Consider the following 16759-nt stretch of genomic DNA (forward strand, 5'->3'; position numbering starts at 1 on the left):
TAGTGTGTAGAAACAAGGAAGAAGTCAAGGAGGACTTTTGATCCCCGACCGCATCATCGAGCAGGGAACGCTCACCACGACGGGCACCCGTGCCGCCGTCGAGGTGCGCATCCCCTGGTACCGCGCGCTCCCGGCGTCCTGCATCGCAGGCGCGACGCTGTCCGTGGACGGCGTGCCCGCTCCGGTCGAAACGCTCCGCTGGGAGCTCAACGGCCGCGAGCGCACCTTCGACGACATGAAGGACGACACCGAGGAGTGGTGGTTCCCGCTCGACTCGGCCGTGCTCTCGGGGGATATCCCGGTCGCGGCCGACGAAAGCGAGCACGAGGTGGCGGTCGACCTGACCGTGTTCATCCCGTACATCGTCATCGGCGACGACGAAGTGCTCCACATCGAGGAGCACGACACCAAGAACATGAAGGCGGTGACGGCATGAGCCCGACGACCTCCGGCCTCGGATCCCCGATCCAGGGCGTGACCCTCTACAGCTTCACCCGGGCGTTCCACGGCCGCGAGTACGACCTGGAAGGCCTCATCCGCAAGGTCGCCGCCGACGGCTACGGCCCGGGACTCGAGGTCATCGGCTTCTCGAGCTTCCGCGGGTTCCCGGCGGTCGACGACGCCTTCGCCGGCTGGTTCCGCGACCTCGTCGCCGAGCTCGACCTGGTGCAGACGTCGCTCGCGATCAACGCCGACATCGGCATCCACCGCGACCGGATGCTGAACCAGGACGAGCTGATCGAGTACATGCGCCGCCAGATCGAGGCGGCCGCGAAGCTGGGCTTCCCGATCGCCCGCGTCCAGATCTCGATCACGCCCGACTCGATGGCGGCCCTCGCGCCGATCGCAGAGCAGTACGGCGTGACGCTCGCCCTCGAGGTGCACGCCGACCAGTACGCGTCGCACCCGCGCATCCTCGCGCTGCGCGACCGCTACGAGGAGGTGGGATCGCCGTTCCTCGGCTTCACCGCCGACTGGGGCGCGACCACGGTCGGCTTCGCGCCGTCGCTGCTGGAGGCCTACCGCCGCCGCGGCGCGAGCGACGAGCTGCTCGCCCAGGTCGTCGACCTCTGGAACGAGTTCTACGAGGCCGGTCCGCCCGCCGACCAGGCCGACCACGGCCAGCGCTTCGGGCGCTTCATCGCGCTCGCCGCGCAGAACGGCCGGCCGGACCTCGGCATCGACTTCGGCATCAACGGCACCGGCCTGTTCGGCCCGGCGCGCGTCGACGACTGGCTGGAGATCATGCCGTGGATCAAGCACGTCCACGGCAAGTTCTTCGGCATCGACGAGAACCACGAGGAGCCCTCGGTGCCGGTGCGCGACCTCATCGCGCTGCTCGTGCGGAACGGCTACAACGGCGCCATCTCCAGCGAGTACGAAGGCTGGCACTGGAACTACTGGGACTCGCCCTTCGAGATCATCCGCGACGAGCAGGCCGTGCAGCGGTCGGCGGCGCAGGACGCCGGGAGCCGCATGGTCACCGACGCGGCCGAGGCGCGCCTCCAGCTGGGCCAGTGGCTCCCGAGCACTGAAGGGGTGAACCGATGAGCGCGGACGCTCCGATCAAATGGAGCTACATGGACCACTGGCGTGCGAACGGCCCCCGCGGTCCGTACGACCAGTGGCACTCCCGCCAGACGATGACCCGCTTCCTCCGCCAGGTGAGGGCGGTCGGCTTCGATGCGATCGACACGTTCGACTTCCGGATCTGGCAGATCCTGGAGCAGTACGGCTCGGTGGCGAACTACCAGGAGTTCGTGCAGGAGCAGGGGCTCGAGCGGATCGTCAACACCTTCCACGGCGTCTACTACGACCCGGAGCGCTACGCCCCCGAGGTGCCCGCGACGCATGACAACATCATCGAGGACTTCAAGCGCACCCTCGACATGTGGTCTGGCATCCAGCTCGACAACATCATCGTCATGCCCGGTTCGCGATTCTTCGACGAGCAGGGCGTGACCGACGACGGCCTCAAGCACGCGGCCGACATCTGGGGGAAGGTCGGAGAGCTCACGCAGCAGTACGGCGTCAACCTGACCTGCCACCACGAGTTCTACGGCGGCATCCGCACCCGCGCCCAGATCGACACGTTCTACGGCTACGCAGACCCCCAGTACGTGAAGTTCTTCGTCGACACCGCCCAGCACTGCATCGCCGACGTCGACCCGGTGGCCGTCTACGAGGCACACCACGAGCGCGTCACGGGCTTCCACTTCAAGGACACCCGCACAAAGGACGTGAACGAGGACTACCGCCTGTGGCCGGACGCCGAGCTCTCGGCCGTCACGACCGAGAAGTGGTTCTACGAGATGGGCACCGCGGAGGGCCTGGTCGACTTCGAGTCGATGATGCGCTCGGTGCGCGACCACGGCTACACCGGGTGGATCAGCGTCGAGCACGACAAGGCCGACAAGCTCGGCGGCGACTACTCGGAGAGCACCGCGGTCGCGCGCTGGTACGCCAAGAACGTCCTCGATCGCATCTACCTGGAGAAGACGGCATGAGCGGCATCCGATGGGGGTACGCCCTCAACCAGTGGGATACGAACATCGACGCGTTCGTGCGCAAGCGCGACCACGAGCGCGCGTTCAAGACGATCTCGATCAGCGGGTTCTCCGGCGTGGAGCTTACGGCGGAGAGCTTCGGACCGTGGGAGCCGCTCGGCTCGCCCGAGCAGATCGCCAACCTCTACGGATCGCTCGAGGGGTTCCGTCAGGTGCTCGCCGACTGCGCGCTCGACGCCGTCTCCAGCTACGTCTACGACCCGTTCATCGGCTTCGACGTGGAGATGGGCCGCGGGCCCGATCCGCTCGATCCCGACGCCGCGCCCAGGATCACGGCCACCGCGATCTGGTTCGCGGAGGCCCTGGAGGCTCTCGGCGGCGCCGTGCTGGTCGTCCGCCCCTGCGGATCGGCCTGGCAGACCGGCGCCCTCGACGACGGCAGGATCGCGACGCTCGCGGCGCTGTGGAACGCCGTCGGCGCGGCCATCGCGCCTTTCGGAGTCTCCCTGGCCCTGCATTTCGACTTCCTCTCGGCGCTCCGCCTCGACGACGGCCTCGCCCGGCTGCTCGACGCCACCGACCCCGCGCTCGTCGGGCTCGCCATCGACACGGCCGAATTCGCCGTGTCCGGGCTCGACCCCGTCGCGGTGCTCGAACGCCACGCCGACAGGGTCCGCCACATCCAGTTGAAGAACGCGTACGACGTCGTCGACGAGGCCGAGGCCCTGACCCCGCACGCCGAGCAGTTCGTGCGCACGGAGGGCGGAAGCCGGCGCATCGAGCGCTGGTTCTTCGAGCCGACCGACGAGGGCGGGCTGGTCGACTTCGAGTCGTTCGTCCGCACGCTGGCCCGAGTGGGTTACACCGGCTGGATCGTCGTGGAGTCCGACCAGAGTCCTCACCCGGCCGAGAGCGCGATGGTGAGTGGCTGGTATGTGCAGAACGTCCTCGCACCGATCGTCGAAACCGCGCGGAAGGAAGTACCGACATGGTGAACGGCGGGATCGCAGGCACCGGGATCGAGCTCGGCACCACCCTCTACTCGATGACGAGCGAGTTCGCCGCGGGTGTCTACACACCGCAGACGCTGATCGCCGCCGTCGCCGAGAACGGCATCGGGCCGGGGGTGGAGTTCAACATCGCCCAGCTGCTGCGCACCTACCCGGATGTCGACGACGAGTTCGTGAAGCTCTGGTTCGACTCGCTGGAGAAGTACGAGCTGGAGCCGAGCGCCATCGGCACGAACCTCGACATGGGCCGGCGCAAGGACCGCGACATGACCCCGGACGAGGAGCACGACTTCCTCGCCCGGCAGCTGAAGACCGCGCACACCCTGGGATTCAAGCGCGTCGTCATCCGCTCGGCCGGTCGCGAACTGCTGCGCAGCCTCCTGCCGCTCGCCGAGGAGTACGACCAGCGGCTGGGATACGAGATCCACGCGCCGCAGGGGCCGAACGACCCGAAGGTGCTCGGCATCCGCGAGCTGTACGACGAGCTCGGCAGCGACCGGCTCGGGTTCACGGCGGACTTCTCCTCGACCATGCACAGCCTCTCGCCGACGCTGCTCTCGCAGCTGGAGAAGATGGGCATGGACCCGAAGCACTTCACCGTGATGGACGAGATCTGGCACGAGCCCACGCCGATGCACGTGCGCAACCAGAAGTTCGAGGACTACCTCACGGGCGAGGGCGTCGACCCGGTCGGCTTCGGACCCTTCACCCGGCTGGCGTTCAACATGCACGGCCTGGTGCCGCCGGAGGAGTGGCTGGACATCATGCCCCAGATCTTCCACGTGCACGCCAAGTTCTTTTGGCTCGATGCGAATGGGCAGGAGCCCGCCATGGACCTCCCGCGCATCGTCCGCCAGTTCGTCCAGGGCGGCTACCAGGGGTACCTCTCCAGCGAGTGGGAGGGTCACGCCTTCCAGGACCTGGGGGAGGCCGACCCGATCGACCTCGTCAAGAAGCAGCACGCGCTCATGCGGCGCACCATCGAAGACGCCGTCGCCGGCGTCCCGGCCTGAACCACGAAGGAGAACACCATGTCGGACACCCACACCGAGGCCTCCGTCTCGGAGCTCGTCGCCGAGCTCGCGAAGGCGCGTGAAGAGGTCGCTGCCGCTCTGCGCCTCGCGCGGCGCGCCGTCGACCGCGGAGACATCGAGAACCTGTTCAACCGCTACATGTTCCTGCACAACGCGTTCCAGGACGAGCAGATCATCCCGCTCTGGGTCAAGGAGGGCACGGAGGGCATCCGCGCCCGCTACACCAACGCCGGGCAGTACACGACGTGGGAGAGCGTCACGCGGTACCACCGCGACCGTCCGTCGCCGGTCGGCAAGCTCATCCTGCACACGACGACCACACCGGTGATCGAGGTCGCCAGCGACGGCGAGACCGCGAAGGGCGTGTGGATCATGGCCGGCACCGAGTCGGGTCTCACCGACCCTGCGGTCGCCGAGGAGTTCCCGGACATGTACTCGCCGAAGGAGGTGCTCGGCAAGAAGGTCTGGGCGCACTGGGTGTGGTGCAAGTACGCGGTCGACTTCCTCAAGCAGGACGGCGAGTGGAAGTTCTGGAAATTCCGCTGCTACGAGCTGGCGCGGGCGCCGTTCGAGGAGAACTGGATCAGCTTCGGCCTGAAGAACCAAGGCGCCTTCGACCTCGACCTCATGTACTTCGGTGACGACGGCAAGCCCGTGTTCATGCCGCCGGCCGACGAGCCCGTGCCCAGCGAGAACCACCCGTACAGCCCGGCGACCGTTCAGAAGCTCGAGCCGGCGCCTCCCGCGCCGTACGACCACTTCGTCGACACGTACGAGTAGGAGAGCACCATGGCGACCCACAACTCCCTCTTCTCCGACACGGACGTCCGTCGTACGGAGGACGGCATCGCCGTCTCGGTCCAACTGCCGTGGTACCGGAGCCTCTGGCTGTCGGCGGTCGACGATGTCGCCGCGACGGTGAACGGCGAGCCGGTCCCGCGCGAGGACCTGCGCTTCGTGCTGGCCGGGCGCAGCTACCGCGTCGAGGAGCTGCCAGAGCAGTCCGAGACCCTGTGGTTCGTGGCCGACCGCCCGGACGTGCTCATCTCGCTGGGGCGTGCGCCCGAGGCGGGGGAGAAGGTCACCGTCGAGGTGGTGCTGACCATGCGCCTGCTCTACATGCAGATCATGCCCGGCGTCGACGGCGGCCCCGGCCGGTACGTGACGAACCGCGTCCCCGTGGAGCGGGAGCTGGTGCTCGCATGACGCTTCGGGTGGCCATGATCGGCTACGGGTTCATGGGCTCCGCGCACTCGGTCGGGTGGCGGCAGGCGCCGCGGATGTTCGACCTCCCGGACGCGGTGGAGCTGGCGGTGGTCGTCGGCCGCAACGAGGAGGCGGTGGCCCGCGCCGCCGAGAAGTGGGGCTGGTCGGAGCACGCGACGGACTGGCGCGAGGTGATCGCGCGCGACGACATCGACCTCGTCGACATCGTGACGCCCGGCGACTCGCACGCCGAGATCGCGATCGCGGCGCTGGAGGCCGGCAAGCACGTCCTGTGCGAGAAGCCCCTCGCCAACACCGTCGAGGAGGCGGAGGCGATGGCCGCGGCCGCCGCCCGGGCGGCCGAGCGAGGCGTCCACGCGATGGTCGGCTTCACCTACCGGCGCGTGCCCGCGGTCACGCTCCTCCGCGACCTGGTCGCCGAGGGACGGATCGGGCGCGTCCAGCAGGTCCGTGCGGCGTACCGCCAGGATTGGCTGGTCGACCCGGAGATGCCGCTCGCCTGGCGCCTGCAGAAGGAGCACGCGGGTTCCGGCGCCCTGGGCGACATCGGCGCGCACATCGTGGACATGACGCAGTTCGTGACGGGCCAGAGCGTGGAGGCCGTGTCCGGCATCCTCGACACCATCGTCACGCAGCGGCCGCTGCAGGCGTCCGGGTCGGGTCTCGCCGGGGAGGCGGGCGAGGGATACGGCGAGGTGACCGTCGACGACCTCGCGATCTTCACCGGCCGGCTGACCGACGGCGCCCTGGTGTCGTTCGAGGCCACCCGCTTCGCGACCGGCCGGAAGAACGCGCTGTCCATCGAGGTCTCCGGGACCCTGGGCGCGCTGCGGTTCGACCTGGAGGACCTCAACGTCCTGAAGTACTACGACCGCACCGACCGCGCCGAGCTCCAGGGCTTCACGACCATCCTGGTGACCGAGCCCGTGCACCCCTACGTCGCCGGCTGGTGGCCGGCCGGGCACATGCTGGGCTATGAGCACGGCTTCGTGCACCAGGTCGTGGACTTCGTGGGAGCGATCACCGAGGGGACCGACCCCCACCCCACGTTCGCCGAAGGGCTGAGCGTACAGCGCGTGCTGGCGGCCGTCGAGGCCAGCTCGGAGAACCAGTCGTCGTGGGTCCGCGTCGCTGCGGACGCCGCGGTCGCCGTCTGAAAGAGGAGAACAAGAATGCCGCGTCCGATCACTCTGTTCACCGGCCAGTGGGCCGATCTGCCGTTCGAGGAGGTCGCCCGCCTCGCCGGCGAATGGGGCTACGACGGTCTCGAGATCGCCTGCTGGGGCGACCACCTCGACGTGTCCCGCTGGGACGACGCCGACTACGTCCAGTCGCGCAAGGACATCCTGGAGCGCAACGGCCTGCAGGTGTGGACCATCTCCAACCACCTCGCCGGTCAAGCCGTCTGCGACGACCCCATCGACCAGCGCCACCATGACATCCTGAACGAACGGGTGTGGGGCGACGGCGACCCGGAGGGCGTGCGGCAGCGGGCTGCGGAAGAGCTCAAGCTCACCGCCCGGATGGCCGCCGCGCTCGGGGTGAAGACGGTCACGGGCTTCACCGGGTCGTCGATCTGGAAGGCGGTGGCGATGTTCCCGCCGGCCTCCGACGAGTGGATCGCCGCCGGCTACCGCGACTTCGCCGACCGGTTCCACCCGATCCTCGACGTGTTCGAGGAGGTCGGCGTCCGGTTCGCGCTGGAGGTGCATCCCTCGGAGATCGCCTACGACTACTGGACCGCCAAGGCCACGCTGGAGGCCATCGGCCATCGGGAGAGCTTCGGCATCAACTTCGACCCGTCGCACTTCATGTGGCAGCAGCTGGACCCGGTGGCGTTCGTGCTCGACTTCGCCGACCACATCTTCCACGTGCACGTGAAGGAGTCGATCACCAACCTGGACGGGCGCAACGGCGTGCTCGGATCCCACCTGCCGTGGGCCAACCCGCGGCGCGGCTGGACCTTCGTCTCCACTGCGCACGGCGAGGTGCCGTGGGAGCCGATCTTCCGCGCCCTCAACTTCATCGGCTACAGCGGGCCGACGAGCGTGGAGTGGGAGGACGCCGGCATGGCCCGCCTGCAGGGAGCACCCGAGGCCATCGACTTCGTCCGCGAGCTGAACGCGATCACCCCGCCGGACGCCGCCTTCGATGCGGCCTTCTCGACGAAAGCAGAATGATGGCAGACACCCTGGACGTCCTCATCCTCTCCGGGCACATGACCCGGGAGCACGACAACGAGCACCGCAGCTTCCGCCTCCACAACCAGTGGCTCACCACGCTGCTGGAGGACACCGGACGCTTCCGCGTGCGCGTCATCGAGGACCCGCGCGGGCTCGGCGCCGGGATCATCGACAAGTACGACGTCGTGATCGTCGTCTTCGAGGGACGCGACGGCTACTTCGACAAGGCGGTCGGGTTCGGCGCCGAGACCGACGCCGCACTGCTGAAGTTCGTCCGCGACGACGGCAAGGGCATCGTCTGGTTCCACGGATCGGCCGCGCAGGAGCCCGACTGGGGCTACCCCGACGAGTACAACGTGCTCCGCGGCTCCCGGATGACGGTCGCCGGGGGTTTGCGTCCCCGGCCGTGGGGCGAGGCGCAGCTCGACACGGTCGAGCCGCGGCACCCGATCACGGAGGGCATCAACGCGCGCTGGACGGTCACGGGCGACGACATCCTCACCGGTGTGGAGATCCTCGACGGCGCCCAGGTGCTGCTCACGACCTACGACGACCTGGAGTCCTACGAGAAGGCGCCCGTCTGGCCGATGTCGCACTACCCGGTGGCCATACCCGAAGAGGGCATCGCGGCCCTCCCGGGCATGAACACCGACCAGCCGATCGCCTGGATCAACGAGTACGGCGCCGGCCGCTCCTTCACCATCACGATCGGGCACGACATCGACACGTTCCGCCGGATCGAGTTCATCCGGATGTTCCCCCGCGGCGTGGAGTGGGCCGCCACGGGCGAGGTCACGCTGAACGGTCCCGACCGTCGGGGCGAGCGCCGCTTCCTGCCGTGGCCGTACTACAACGGGGAGGGGTGAGCCCGGAGCACACAGAAGGGAGGAAGTTTCGGCGCCTCGTCGCCGCAGCTTCCTCCCTTCCGCAGTTTTCACGGAGTGTCGCGCCCGAACCTCCTCCGTTACGCCGTGTCCTACGGAGCGTCGGCGTTCGCTACTCGGACCGATCTCCGGCGCCGAGGGCCGCGCGCGCGAGCGCCAGGTGCGCGCGGGTCTGCTCCGCGGGGTCGGCCTCGAGCCATTCGTGGCCGCCCCACTCGCTGCACAGCATGCCGTCGAAGCCGGGGGCGGCCTCGCGCAGCAGCGCGCCGAGGTCGCGTAGCGGCTGCGGGACGCGGTCGTCGGCGTCGTCGAGGTCCCAGAATTTGAGGTGGAATCCGCCGACCAGCGGCAGGATCTCGCGAACGACTCCCACCGGGGAGCGCCCGAACCGGACGAGCAGGTCCATGTACAGCGCCATCGAGCTCGGCGGCACGGCGCCCGAGCGCAGGTGCGACACGACCGCGTCCCGCGTCTCCGGCTCCAGCCAGGCGTCCGTCAGCCGCTCCAGCAGCGGACGGGGGATGCTCGGCGCGAGCGCCGCGAGGTAGGTGACCGGGAGCGCGGGCATGAACATGCTGGTGTCGACCAGCACGCGGATGCGCGGGTCGTCCAACGCCGCGATGTCGTCGATCGCGTGGGCGACGTGCGGCGCATCCGGGGCCTGCTGCCCCTGCACCTCTTCGTACAGCGTCAGCCCGAGCTCGTGCAGCGCCGGCTGCAGGCGACGCAGCAGCGCCGGCCCCGCCTGCCCGATCGGCAGGCGCACTCCCTCGGCGCCGAGGTCGTGGGCGGTCCGCAGCTGGGGGAGCAGGAAGTCGTAGCGCTCGTCGTCATGGCGTCGGCGTGCGGGACCCAGCCAGTCGTCGAGACTGGCGCCGACGATCCCGACCCGGCCGCCCGCGGCCGCGATCCGGTCGCGCAGCGCGACGGCCTCCGCGGCGGAGGTCGCCGGGTACGAGCGCCAGAGCTGGCCCGGCTCCAGCTCGACGACGGGTGCGATTCCGGAGGCGACGATCCCGACCGCGATATCGGTGGCGGGCCGTTCGGCCCGGAGGACGTCGGGCGTCCAGTTGAACGCGCTCGCGGCGAGCGTCCACGGAGTACCGGCGGTCGCCTCCACCTGGCGTTCGTCGCGAAAGTCGAGCACGAGCGGCGCGTCCGGGCCTCCCGGGAGGTACGGGATGAGGAGCCGGAACGACACGGCGACGTGGTGCGAGCCGACCCGCAGCGGCCGGGATCCGCGGAGCGCGATGCGGTCCTGGACGAACCACCAGCCGTCACCGTCGGGCACCTCGACCGCGCACTCGTCGCCGTCGATGCGGACGCGGACGTCGGAGACGCTGGAGAGCGGCAGCGACCGGATCCACGGCAGGCTCACCCGCAGGACGAAGCCGGCGGCGTCGGCCGTCAGCGCGTCGTCCCGCAGGATCGGCAGGGCCATCCTCAGGCGGCCGCCTTGACGCCCTCGACCGTCGGGCGGCCGTCGGCGAACCAGCGCGGGAAGGTCACGTCGAACAGCTCCTCGATGGCGAGCTCGGCGCCTCCGCGCAGCGGCTCCTTCTCGTCGCCGATGGAGCGCACGATCGACAGGTCGCGCGTGGCCAGCGGCAGGGAGAGCTCGTAGACGCGCTGCCGGACCTCGGCCAGGAAGATCTCGCCGGCCGAGGACACCGCGCCACCGACGACGATCACGCTGGGGTTGAACATGTTGACGAGTGCCGCGATGGATTCCCCGATGAGCCGCGCGGACCGCTGGACCAGCGAGATCGCCAGGGCGTCGCCGTCCATCGCCGCGAGCGCGATGTTCGCCGGGGAGATCGGCTCGCCGCGCTCGGTCAGGCCGGCGAGGATGCCGCCCTGACCGTCGGCGATCGCCTGCTCCGCGTCGCGTACGATCGCCCAGCCGGAGGCCTCGGCCTCCAGGCAGCCGATCTTGCCGCACCGGCACTGGGCGGTGGAGTCCCGAACGCGGACGTGGCCGATGTCGCCGGCCGCGCCGTTCGCACCCCGGTGGATGCGGCCGTGCGAGACGAGGCCGGCTCCGATTCCGCTGCCCACCTTGCAGTAGATGAGGTCGACGTTGTCGTCGCGGCGGTGGCTGCGCTCGGTCAGCGCGAGGAGGTTCACGTCGTTGTCGACCCAGACCGGTGCGTCGAAGCGCTGCTCGAAGCGGCGCCGCACGTCGAAGCCGTTCCAGCCGGGCATGATGGGCGGCGCCACGGGGGAACCGGTCTCGAAGTCGACGGGGCCGGGGACGCCGACGGCCACCGCCCACACGGGACGGCTCTCGCTCTGCGCCAGCAGCTCGTCGAGCATCCCGAGGGCGGTTTCGATCGTCTCCGTCGGACCGCGGCCGATGTCCCAGGGGCGGTGCGCCTCGGCCGACACGTTCCCCGCGAGGTCCGAGAGCCCGACGCGGATGTGGAGGGCGCCGAGCGCGCAGACCACGATGTGCCCCTGATCGGCGCGGAAGCGCAGCGTCCGCGGCGCGCGGCCTCCGGAGGACGGCCCGTACTCGCCGTCCTCGAGGAAGCCCATCTCGATCGCCGCATCCACGCGCTGCGTCACGACGCCGCGGCCGAGGCCGGTGAGGCGCCCGATCTCGGGGCGCGTGTCGGCCTCCCCTGTGCGCACGAGGTTGACGACGCGGAGCAGGCTCATCACCTCGTCGGTCTGCGCGCCGAATCGGAGTGCGGATTCCCTGGCCATGCTCGATTCTGACACAAGATCGGGTGCTTCCGTCGCCCTCGCGGCCTCCTTGGGTCGCACTAAGACTGAAGTCCGGCCGATACGCACCTTGGAAATCAGTCTCATCGATTCGCCGCATAGCCGATATGCGGTTCCCCGATGAAAGCGCGCCCCCGAGAGTTGATACCGGGCACCCACCTCCGCCCGTCTGGAAAGGATCAAGGATGATCAAGCTTCTCTCCCACCTGTCGTATGTGGAGATCACGTCCCCCGATGTCGAGGCGTCCGTGAAGTTCTACGAGGAACAGGTCGGACTGACCGTCGTCGACCGCATCGACGGCTCCGTGTACCTGCGCTGCTGGGGCGACTACTACGCCTACTCGGTCGTCGTCTCGCCCGGCCCCGAGCCGACGCTCGTGACCATGGCGTGGCGCACCACGAGCCCCGAGGCGCTGGAGGAGGCCGCGTCGCGCGTCCAGGCCGCCGGTATCGAGGGCGAGTGGCTGGATGACGTGCACACCATCGGCCGCGCGTTCCGGTTCACGGGTCCGTGGGGTCACTCCATGACCCTGCACTGGGATGTGACGCGCCACCAGGCGCCCGGCCACGTCGCCTCGATCTACCCGGACCGCCCGGAGAAGCGCAGCAAGGTCGCGGGCGCTCCGCGTCAGCTCGACCACGTCACGATCGCGACCAGCGACGTCGACGGGTTCGCGGCCTGGTACAACGACGTACTCGGCTTCCGGATCATGGCCCGCACCGTGCTCGACGAGGCGCCGGTCTCGATCTTCTCGGTCCTGACCACGAACGAGAAGTCGCACGACCTCGGAGTCGTCCTCGACGGATCCACCCGGGCCGGCCGTGTCAACCACTACGCGTTCTGGGTCGACACCTACGAGGAGCTGCTGATCGCTGCCGACACCCTGATGGAGAACGGGGTGCCGATCGAGTACGGCCCCTCCATCCACGGCATCGGCGAGCAGACCTTCCTCTACTACCGCGAGCCGTCGACGCTGCGGATCGAGCTCAACACCGGCGGCTACCGCAACTACGTGCCGGACTGGCAGCCGAACACCTGGAAGCCGTCGCTCGGCTCGAACAACTTCTACCGCAACGGCGCCATGCCGATGTCGATGACGGAGTCGTTCCCCGCGGCCGACGGCCCGAGCGCGACGGAGGAGGGCGTCCCGGACGAGATCAAGGACGCGCTGCTGAACCCGTACGCCGTCCAGGGCCGGGGCTGACCGCCGTGGCCGCGCCGAGCGCGAGCCCTGGCGACCTGGACCGGAACGACCCGGAGGCCGAGATCGCCGCGCGCGCCGACGCCTACCGCAACTGGGGCCGCTGGGGCGAGGACGACGTGCTGGGCACGCTCAACTTCATCGGCGCCGACGTGCGGGCACGTGCGGCCGGGCTGGTCCGCGAAGGCATCGCGGTCTCGCTCTCGCAGTCGTTCGACATGAACGGCCCGCAGAAGGGATGGCGCCGGCGCACCAACCCGGTGCACACGATGCTCGACACCGGGACGGACGCCGAGCGCGGCAGCCAGGGCTTCCCGCACGGACTGGGCGGCGCCGACGACGTCATCGCCATGCCGCTGCAGTGCTCCACCCAGTGGGACGGGCTCGGCCATATCTTCGACCATGGCTTCGCCTGGAACGGCCGGCGCGCGGGCGACGTCGTGACCAGCGACGGCGACTTGGTGACCGGCATCGAGAACGCGGCCGCCGCGATCGTCTCGCGCGGCGTGCTGCTCGACGTCGGACGGCACCTGCGCCCCGAGTCCGGAGAGCTGGAGGACGGCTACGCCATCACGGCGGACGACCTCCGCTCCTGCGCCGAGGCTCAGGGTGCGACGAGCACGGTGCGCACCGGAGACATCGTCCTGGTGCGCACCGGCCAACTCGCCCGCGTGCGGCGGGACGGCTGGGGCGAGTACGCGGGAGGCCCGGCTCCGGGGCTCTCGCTCACGACGGCGGGCTGGCTGCACGACACGGAGATCGCCGCGATCGCGACGGACACCTGGGGCTTCGAGGTGCGTCCGAACGAGTTCGACGTGCCCGCCTTCCAGCCGCTGCACCAGGTCGTCATCCCGAACATCGGGCTCACCATCGGCGAGATGTGGGACCTGGAGGAGCTGGCGTCCGAGTGCGCGCGGCTCGGGAGATACGATTTCCTCCTCTCGGCGCCGCCGCTGCCGATCACGGGAGCGGTCGGATCGCCGGTCAACCCCATCGCAGTGCTGTAGTCGCCCCATGCGGGGCCGCTGAAGAGAGAACAGAGAGGTTCTTGACGTGACCGCTGTCACCAAGGTCGCCATCGCCGGGGCCGGCGTCGCCGGTCTGGCCGCCGCCATCCAGCTCGCCAAGGCGGGCGTCGACGTCGACGTGTTCGACGCGAAGCCGGAGCTCAGCGCCCTGGGATCGGGCATCACCCTCCAGGGCAACGCCCTGCGGGCGTTCGACGCGCTGGGCGTCTGGGAGGACGTGCAGTCCGCGGGCTACTTCTTCGAAGGGCTCACCCTCCGCGCGCCGGGTCCGGATGCGCCGGTCGTCGCCGAGCTGCCGGATGTGAAGACGGGCGGCCCGGACTTCCCGGCGACCGGCGGGATGTACCGGCCGGATCTCGCCCGCATCCTGCTCCGTCACGCCGAGGCCGCGGGCGCGACCGTCACCTTCGGCACCCCGGTGACCGCGGTCTCCGACGGACCAGACGGGGTCGCCGTCGAGGTCGGCGGACGGCCGGCAGGGGCCTACGACCTGCTCATCGGCGCCGACGGGCTCAACTCGGGCGTGCGCCGGCTGATCGGCATCGAGACCGAGCCGCAGCGGACGGGCATGGGCATCTGGCGCGCCTTCGTCTCGCGGCCCGCGTCGGTGGAGCGCAGTGAGCTCTACTACGGCGGCCCGGTCTACATCGCCGGCTACACCCCCACCGGCGAGGACACCATGTACGCGTTCCTCGTGGAGGCGGCGCAGGACCGCCAGGGCCTGACGGACGAGCAGGCCACGGCGATCATGATCGAGGAGTCGGCGGCCTACGGCGGTCCGTGGAACGACATCCGCGCCGACCTGGAGCGTGGGGCGCACGTCAACTACACCTGGTTCACGCACCACATCGTCCCCGCTCCGTGGAATCGCGGCCGCGCCGTGGTCATCGGCGACGCGGCGCACAGCTGTCCACCCACGATCGCGCAGGGCGCCGCTCAGGCGCTCGAGGACGCCGTCGTGCTGACCGAACTGCTGGTCTCGGCCGACGCGCTCGACGACGCCCTGTGGGATGCATTCCACGCCCGCCGGGTGCCACGCGCCCAGGCGGTCGTCGAGGCCTCGGTGCAGCTCGGCCAGTGGCAGATCGACCACGACCCGGACGCGGATGCGCCCGGGCTGATGTTCGGGATCGCGCACCGGATGGCGGAGCCGGCATGAGGATCGCGCGCTGGAGCGACACGACCGGCGCCGTCGGCGAGGGCTTCGTCGTCGGCGACGCGGTCGTGCGGTTCCCGGATGGCCTCACCGTCGCCGAGGTGCTGGCACGCGGTCTCGCGGAGGCCCAACGGCTGCACGCCCAGGTCGCGGACGCGGACGGCCGCCCCCTCCGGGACGTGCGTCTGCTCGCGCCGCTGGTGCCCGCATCCATCCGGGACTTCGTGGCGTTCGAGGAGCACGTCGAGGGCGTCAGCGCCTCCGTCGACGGCAAGAGCGAGGTGGTGCCCGAGTGGTACCAGGCGCCCACCTTCTACTTCACCAACCCGCACACGGTCCTCGGCCCCGGCGAGCCCGTGCGGCCCCCGGTCACCCAACGGGTCGACTTCGAGCTTGAGGTGGCGGCCGTCGTCGGCGGCACTCACGGCTCGCGGGAGGCGAACCTGACTCCGGAGGAGGCCCGCGCGGCGATCTTCGGCTACACGATCATGAACGACTGGTCCGCGCGCGACCTGCAGTCGCGGGAGATGAAGGTGCGCCTGGGGCCGGCGAAGGGCAAGGACTTCGGGATGAGCCTCGGCCCGTGGATCGTCACCGCCGACGAGTTCGAGCCGTTCCTCGACGGCGACGGCTTCCTCGCGATCCGCGCCGAGGTCTTCGTGAACGACGAGCTCATCGGGCACGACCTGGTCTCCAACATGGGCTGGCCCTTCCCGGAGCTCGTCGCCTACGCCTCCCGCAACTCCCGTGTCGTCCCCGGCGATGTGCTCGGCTCGGGGACGACCGGCAACGGCGGCTGCCTCGCCGAGTTGTGGGGCCGCCGCGGGGAGCTCAGCCCGCCGCCGCTGGCCGAGGGCGACACGGTCCGCATGGTCGTCGAGGGAATCGGCGAGCTGGTCGGCCCGGTCGGCGCAGCGGTCGCGGCGCCCGACCTCCCGCCCGCGCGGCAGCGCTCACGCCGGCGCGAGCGGGCGCAGGCGGACCAGGTCGCGCCATGACCTCCACCCCGGACCCCGCCGGCGGTCTCGCCGGCTCGACCGTCGTCGTCACCGGCGCGGCGCGAGGCCAAGGTCTCGCCGAGGCCCTGCTGCTCGCCGCCGCGGGTGCGCGCGTGATCGCCACCGATGCGGTCGAGCCGGAGGGCGGCCTGCCGTCGGGCATCGACGTGCGGAAACTGGATGTGACGGACGAGGACGCGTGGGCGGCGCTCGCTGCGACGCTCCAAGCCGAGCTGGCCGGCGTTCCGCTGCGCGGCCTCGTCAACAACGCCGGCGTCACGCACCGGGCAGGCATCGCCGACACCGCCCGCGACGACTGGGACCGCGTACTCGCCGTGAACCTGACCGGGCCGATGCTCGGGATGCGCGCCCTCGCACCGCTCATGTCCGCGGGCTCGTCGATCGTGAACGTCGGCTCGGTCGCGGGCCTGAGCGGGCACTACACGGCCGCCTACACCGCATCCAAGTGGGGCCTGCGCGGGCTCTCGCGTGTCGCCGCCACCGAGTACGGCCCGCGCGGCATCCGCGTCAACACCATCCACCCCGGCTTCATCGAGACCGGCATGACCGCGAACGCGCCCGGCGCCATGCGGGAGGCGCAGCTCGACCTCACGCCGCTCGAACGGCTCGGCGAGCCGGCCGACGTGGCGGGCCTGGTCGCGTTCCTCCTGTCGGACGCGGCGGCCTACATCTCCGGCGCCGACATCCCCGTCGACGGGGGCTTCGCCTCGTCGGCCGGCGCCAAGCACCTCGCCGATCGCATCGCCGCCGGCGCCCGCTGACCACAGGCAAGAAGGAGTCCC

The 16759-nt window shown here is 70.2% G+C and carries 17 protein-coding genes; 15 read left to right on the forward strand and 2 right to left on the reverse strand.

The window, feature by feature from the left end:
• Positions 1 to 37: 37 nt before the first annotated feature.
• Genes AB0P25_RS09875 through AB0P25_RS09920 form a run of 10 tightly spaced genes read left to right on the forward strand, consistent with a single transcriptional unit; the run spans position 38 to position 8827 of the window.
• Entirely contained in the window at positions 38 to 436 is a 399-nt protein-coding gene (locus tag AB0P25_RS09875; protein ID WP_363806994.1) for a DUF6379 domain-containing protein, read from the forward strand.
• On the forward strand, positions 433 to 1551 hold the full coding sequence (locus AB0P25_RS09880; RefSeq protein WP_363806995.1) for a TIM barrel protein: 1119 nt from the start codon (positions 433 to 435) through the stop codon (positions 1549 to 1551). The genes AB0P25_RS09875 and AB0P25_RS09880 overlap by 4 nt, the downstream gene beginning before the upstream one ends.
• Positions 1548 to 2507: a TIM barrel protein gene (locus AB0P25_RS09885; protein ID WP_363806996.1), complete on the forward strand. Its 960-nt coding sequence runs from the start codon at positions 1548 to 1550 to the stop codon at positions 2505 to 2507. Before AB0P25_RS09880 ends, AB0P25_RS09885 begins: the two co-directional genes overlap by 4 nt.
• Complete coding sequence (locus AB0P25_RS09890; RefSeq protein WP_363806998.1) at positions 2504 to 3502, forward strand: sugar phosphate isomerase/epimerase; 999 nt, start codon at positions 2504 to 2506, stop codon at positions 3500 to 3502. Before AB0P25_RS09885 ends, AB0P25_RS09890 begins: the two co-directional genes overlap by 4 nt.
• Complete coding sequence (locus AB0P25_RS09895; RefSeq protein WP_363808049.1) at positions 3499 to 4530, forward strand: TIM barrel protein; 1032 nt, start codon at positions 3499 to 3501, stop codon at positions 4528 to 4530. The genes AB0P25_RS09890 and AB0P25_RS09895 overlap by 4 nt, the downstream gene beginning before the upstream one ends.
• 18 nt (positions 4531 to 4548) lie before the next feature.
• Entirely contained in the window at positions 4549 to 5331 is a 783-nt protein-coding gene (locus AB0P25_RS09900; RefSeq protein ID WP_363806999.1) for a nuclear transport factor 2 family protein, read from the forward strand.
• 9 nt (positions 5332 to 5340) lie between these two features.
• Complete coding sequence (locus tag AB0P25_RS09905) at positions 5341 to 5757, forward strand: DUF6379 domain-containing protein (protein ID WP_363807000.1); 417 nt, start codon at positions 5341 to 5343, stop codon at positions 5755 to 5757.
• A complete protein-coding gene (locus AB0P25_RS09910; RefSeq protein WP_363807002.1) occupies positions 5754 to 6935 on the forward strand; it encodes a Gfo/Idh/MocA family oxidoreductase in 1182 nt (393 codons plus the stop codon). The genes AB0P25_RS09905 and AB0P25_RS09910 overlap by 4 nt, the downstream gene beginning before the upstream one ends.
• Positions 6936 to 6950: 15 nt before the next feature.
• A complete protein-coding gene (locus tag AB0P25_RS09915) occupies positions 6951 to 7958 on the forward strand; it encodes a sugar phosphate isomerase/epimerase family protein (RefSeq protein WP_363807003.1) in 1008 nt (335 codons plus the stop codon).
• A complete protein-coding gene (locus AB0P25_RS09920) occupies positions 7958 to 8827 on the forward strand; it encodes a ThuA domain-containing protein (protein ID WP_363807004.1) in 870 nt (289 codons plus the stop codon). Before AB0P25_RS09915 ends, AB0P25_RS09920 begins: the two co-directional genes overlap by 1 nt.
• A gap of 130 nt (positions 8828 to 8957) precedes the next feature.
• Here the strand turns inward: AB0P25_RS09920 and AB0P25_RS09925 are convergent, their stop codons facing one another.
• Complete coding sequence (locus AB0P25_RS09925; protein ID WP_363807005.1) at positions 8958 to 10286, reverse strand: restriction endonuclease subunit R; 1329 nt, start codon at positions 10284 to 10286, stop codon at positions 8958 to 8960.
• A 2-nt stretch (positions 10287 to 10288) separates the two neighbouring features.
• On the reverse strand, positions 10289 to 11554 hold the full coding sequence (locus AB0P25_RS09930; protein ID WP_363807006.1) for an ROK family protein: 1266 nt from the start codon (positions 11552 to 11554) through the stop codon (positions 10289 to 10291).
• Between the two features lie 203 nt (positions 11555 to 11757).
• On the opposite strand from AB0P25_RS09930, the gene AB0P25_RS09935 reads away from it, so the two are divergent.
• The 5 genes from AB0P25_RS09935 to AB0P25_RS09955 are packed head-to-tail and all read left to right on the forward strand — an operon-like array spanning position 11758 to position 16738.
• Positions 11758 to 12777 carry a VOC family protein gene (locus AB0P25_RS09935; protein WP_363807007.1) on the forward strand — a complete coding sequence of 340 codons (1020 nt, stop codon included), beginning with the start codon at positions 11758 to 11760 and terminating at the stop codon, positions 12775 to 12777.
• Between the two features lie 5 nt (positions 12778 to 12782).
• Positions 12783 to 13781, forward strand: a complete 999-nt coding sequence (locus AB0P25_RS09940; protein ID WP_363807008.1) for a cyclase family protein — start codon at positions 12783 to 12785, stop codon at positions 13779 to 13781.
• A gap of 46 nt (positions 13782 to 13827) precedes the next feature.
• Positions 13828 to 14961 carry an FAD-dependent monooxygenase gene (locus tag AB0P25_RS09945; RefSeq protein ID WP_363807009.1) on the forward strand — a complete coding sequence of 378 codons (1134 nt, stop codon included), beginning with the start codon at positions 13828 to 13830 and terminating at the stop codon, positions 14959 to 14961.
• Positions 14958 to 15956: a fumarylacetoacetate hydrolase family protein gene (locus AB0P25_RS09950; RefSeq protein ID WP_363807010.1), complete on the forward strand. Its 999-nt coding sequence runs from the start codon at positions 14958 to 14960 to the stop codon at positions 15954 to 15956. The genes AB0P25_RS09945 and AB0P25_RS09950 overlap by 4 nt, the downstream gene beginning before the upstream one ends.
• Entirely contained in the window at positions 15953 to 16738 is a 786-nt protein-coding gene (locus AB0P25_RS09955; protein ID WP_363807011.1) for an SDR family oxidoreductase, read from the forward strand. Before AB0P25_RS09950 ends, AB0P25_RS09955 begins: the two co-directional genes overlap by 4 nt.
• The last annotated feature ends 21 nt before the right edge of the window (positions 16739 to 16759 follow it).

This window comes from Leifsonia sp. NPDC077715 (assembly GCF_040686855.1).
Lineage (GTDB): Bacteria > Actinomycetota > Actinomycetes > Actinomycetales > Microbacteriaceae > Leifsonia.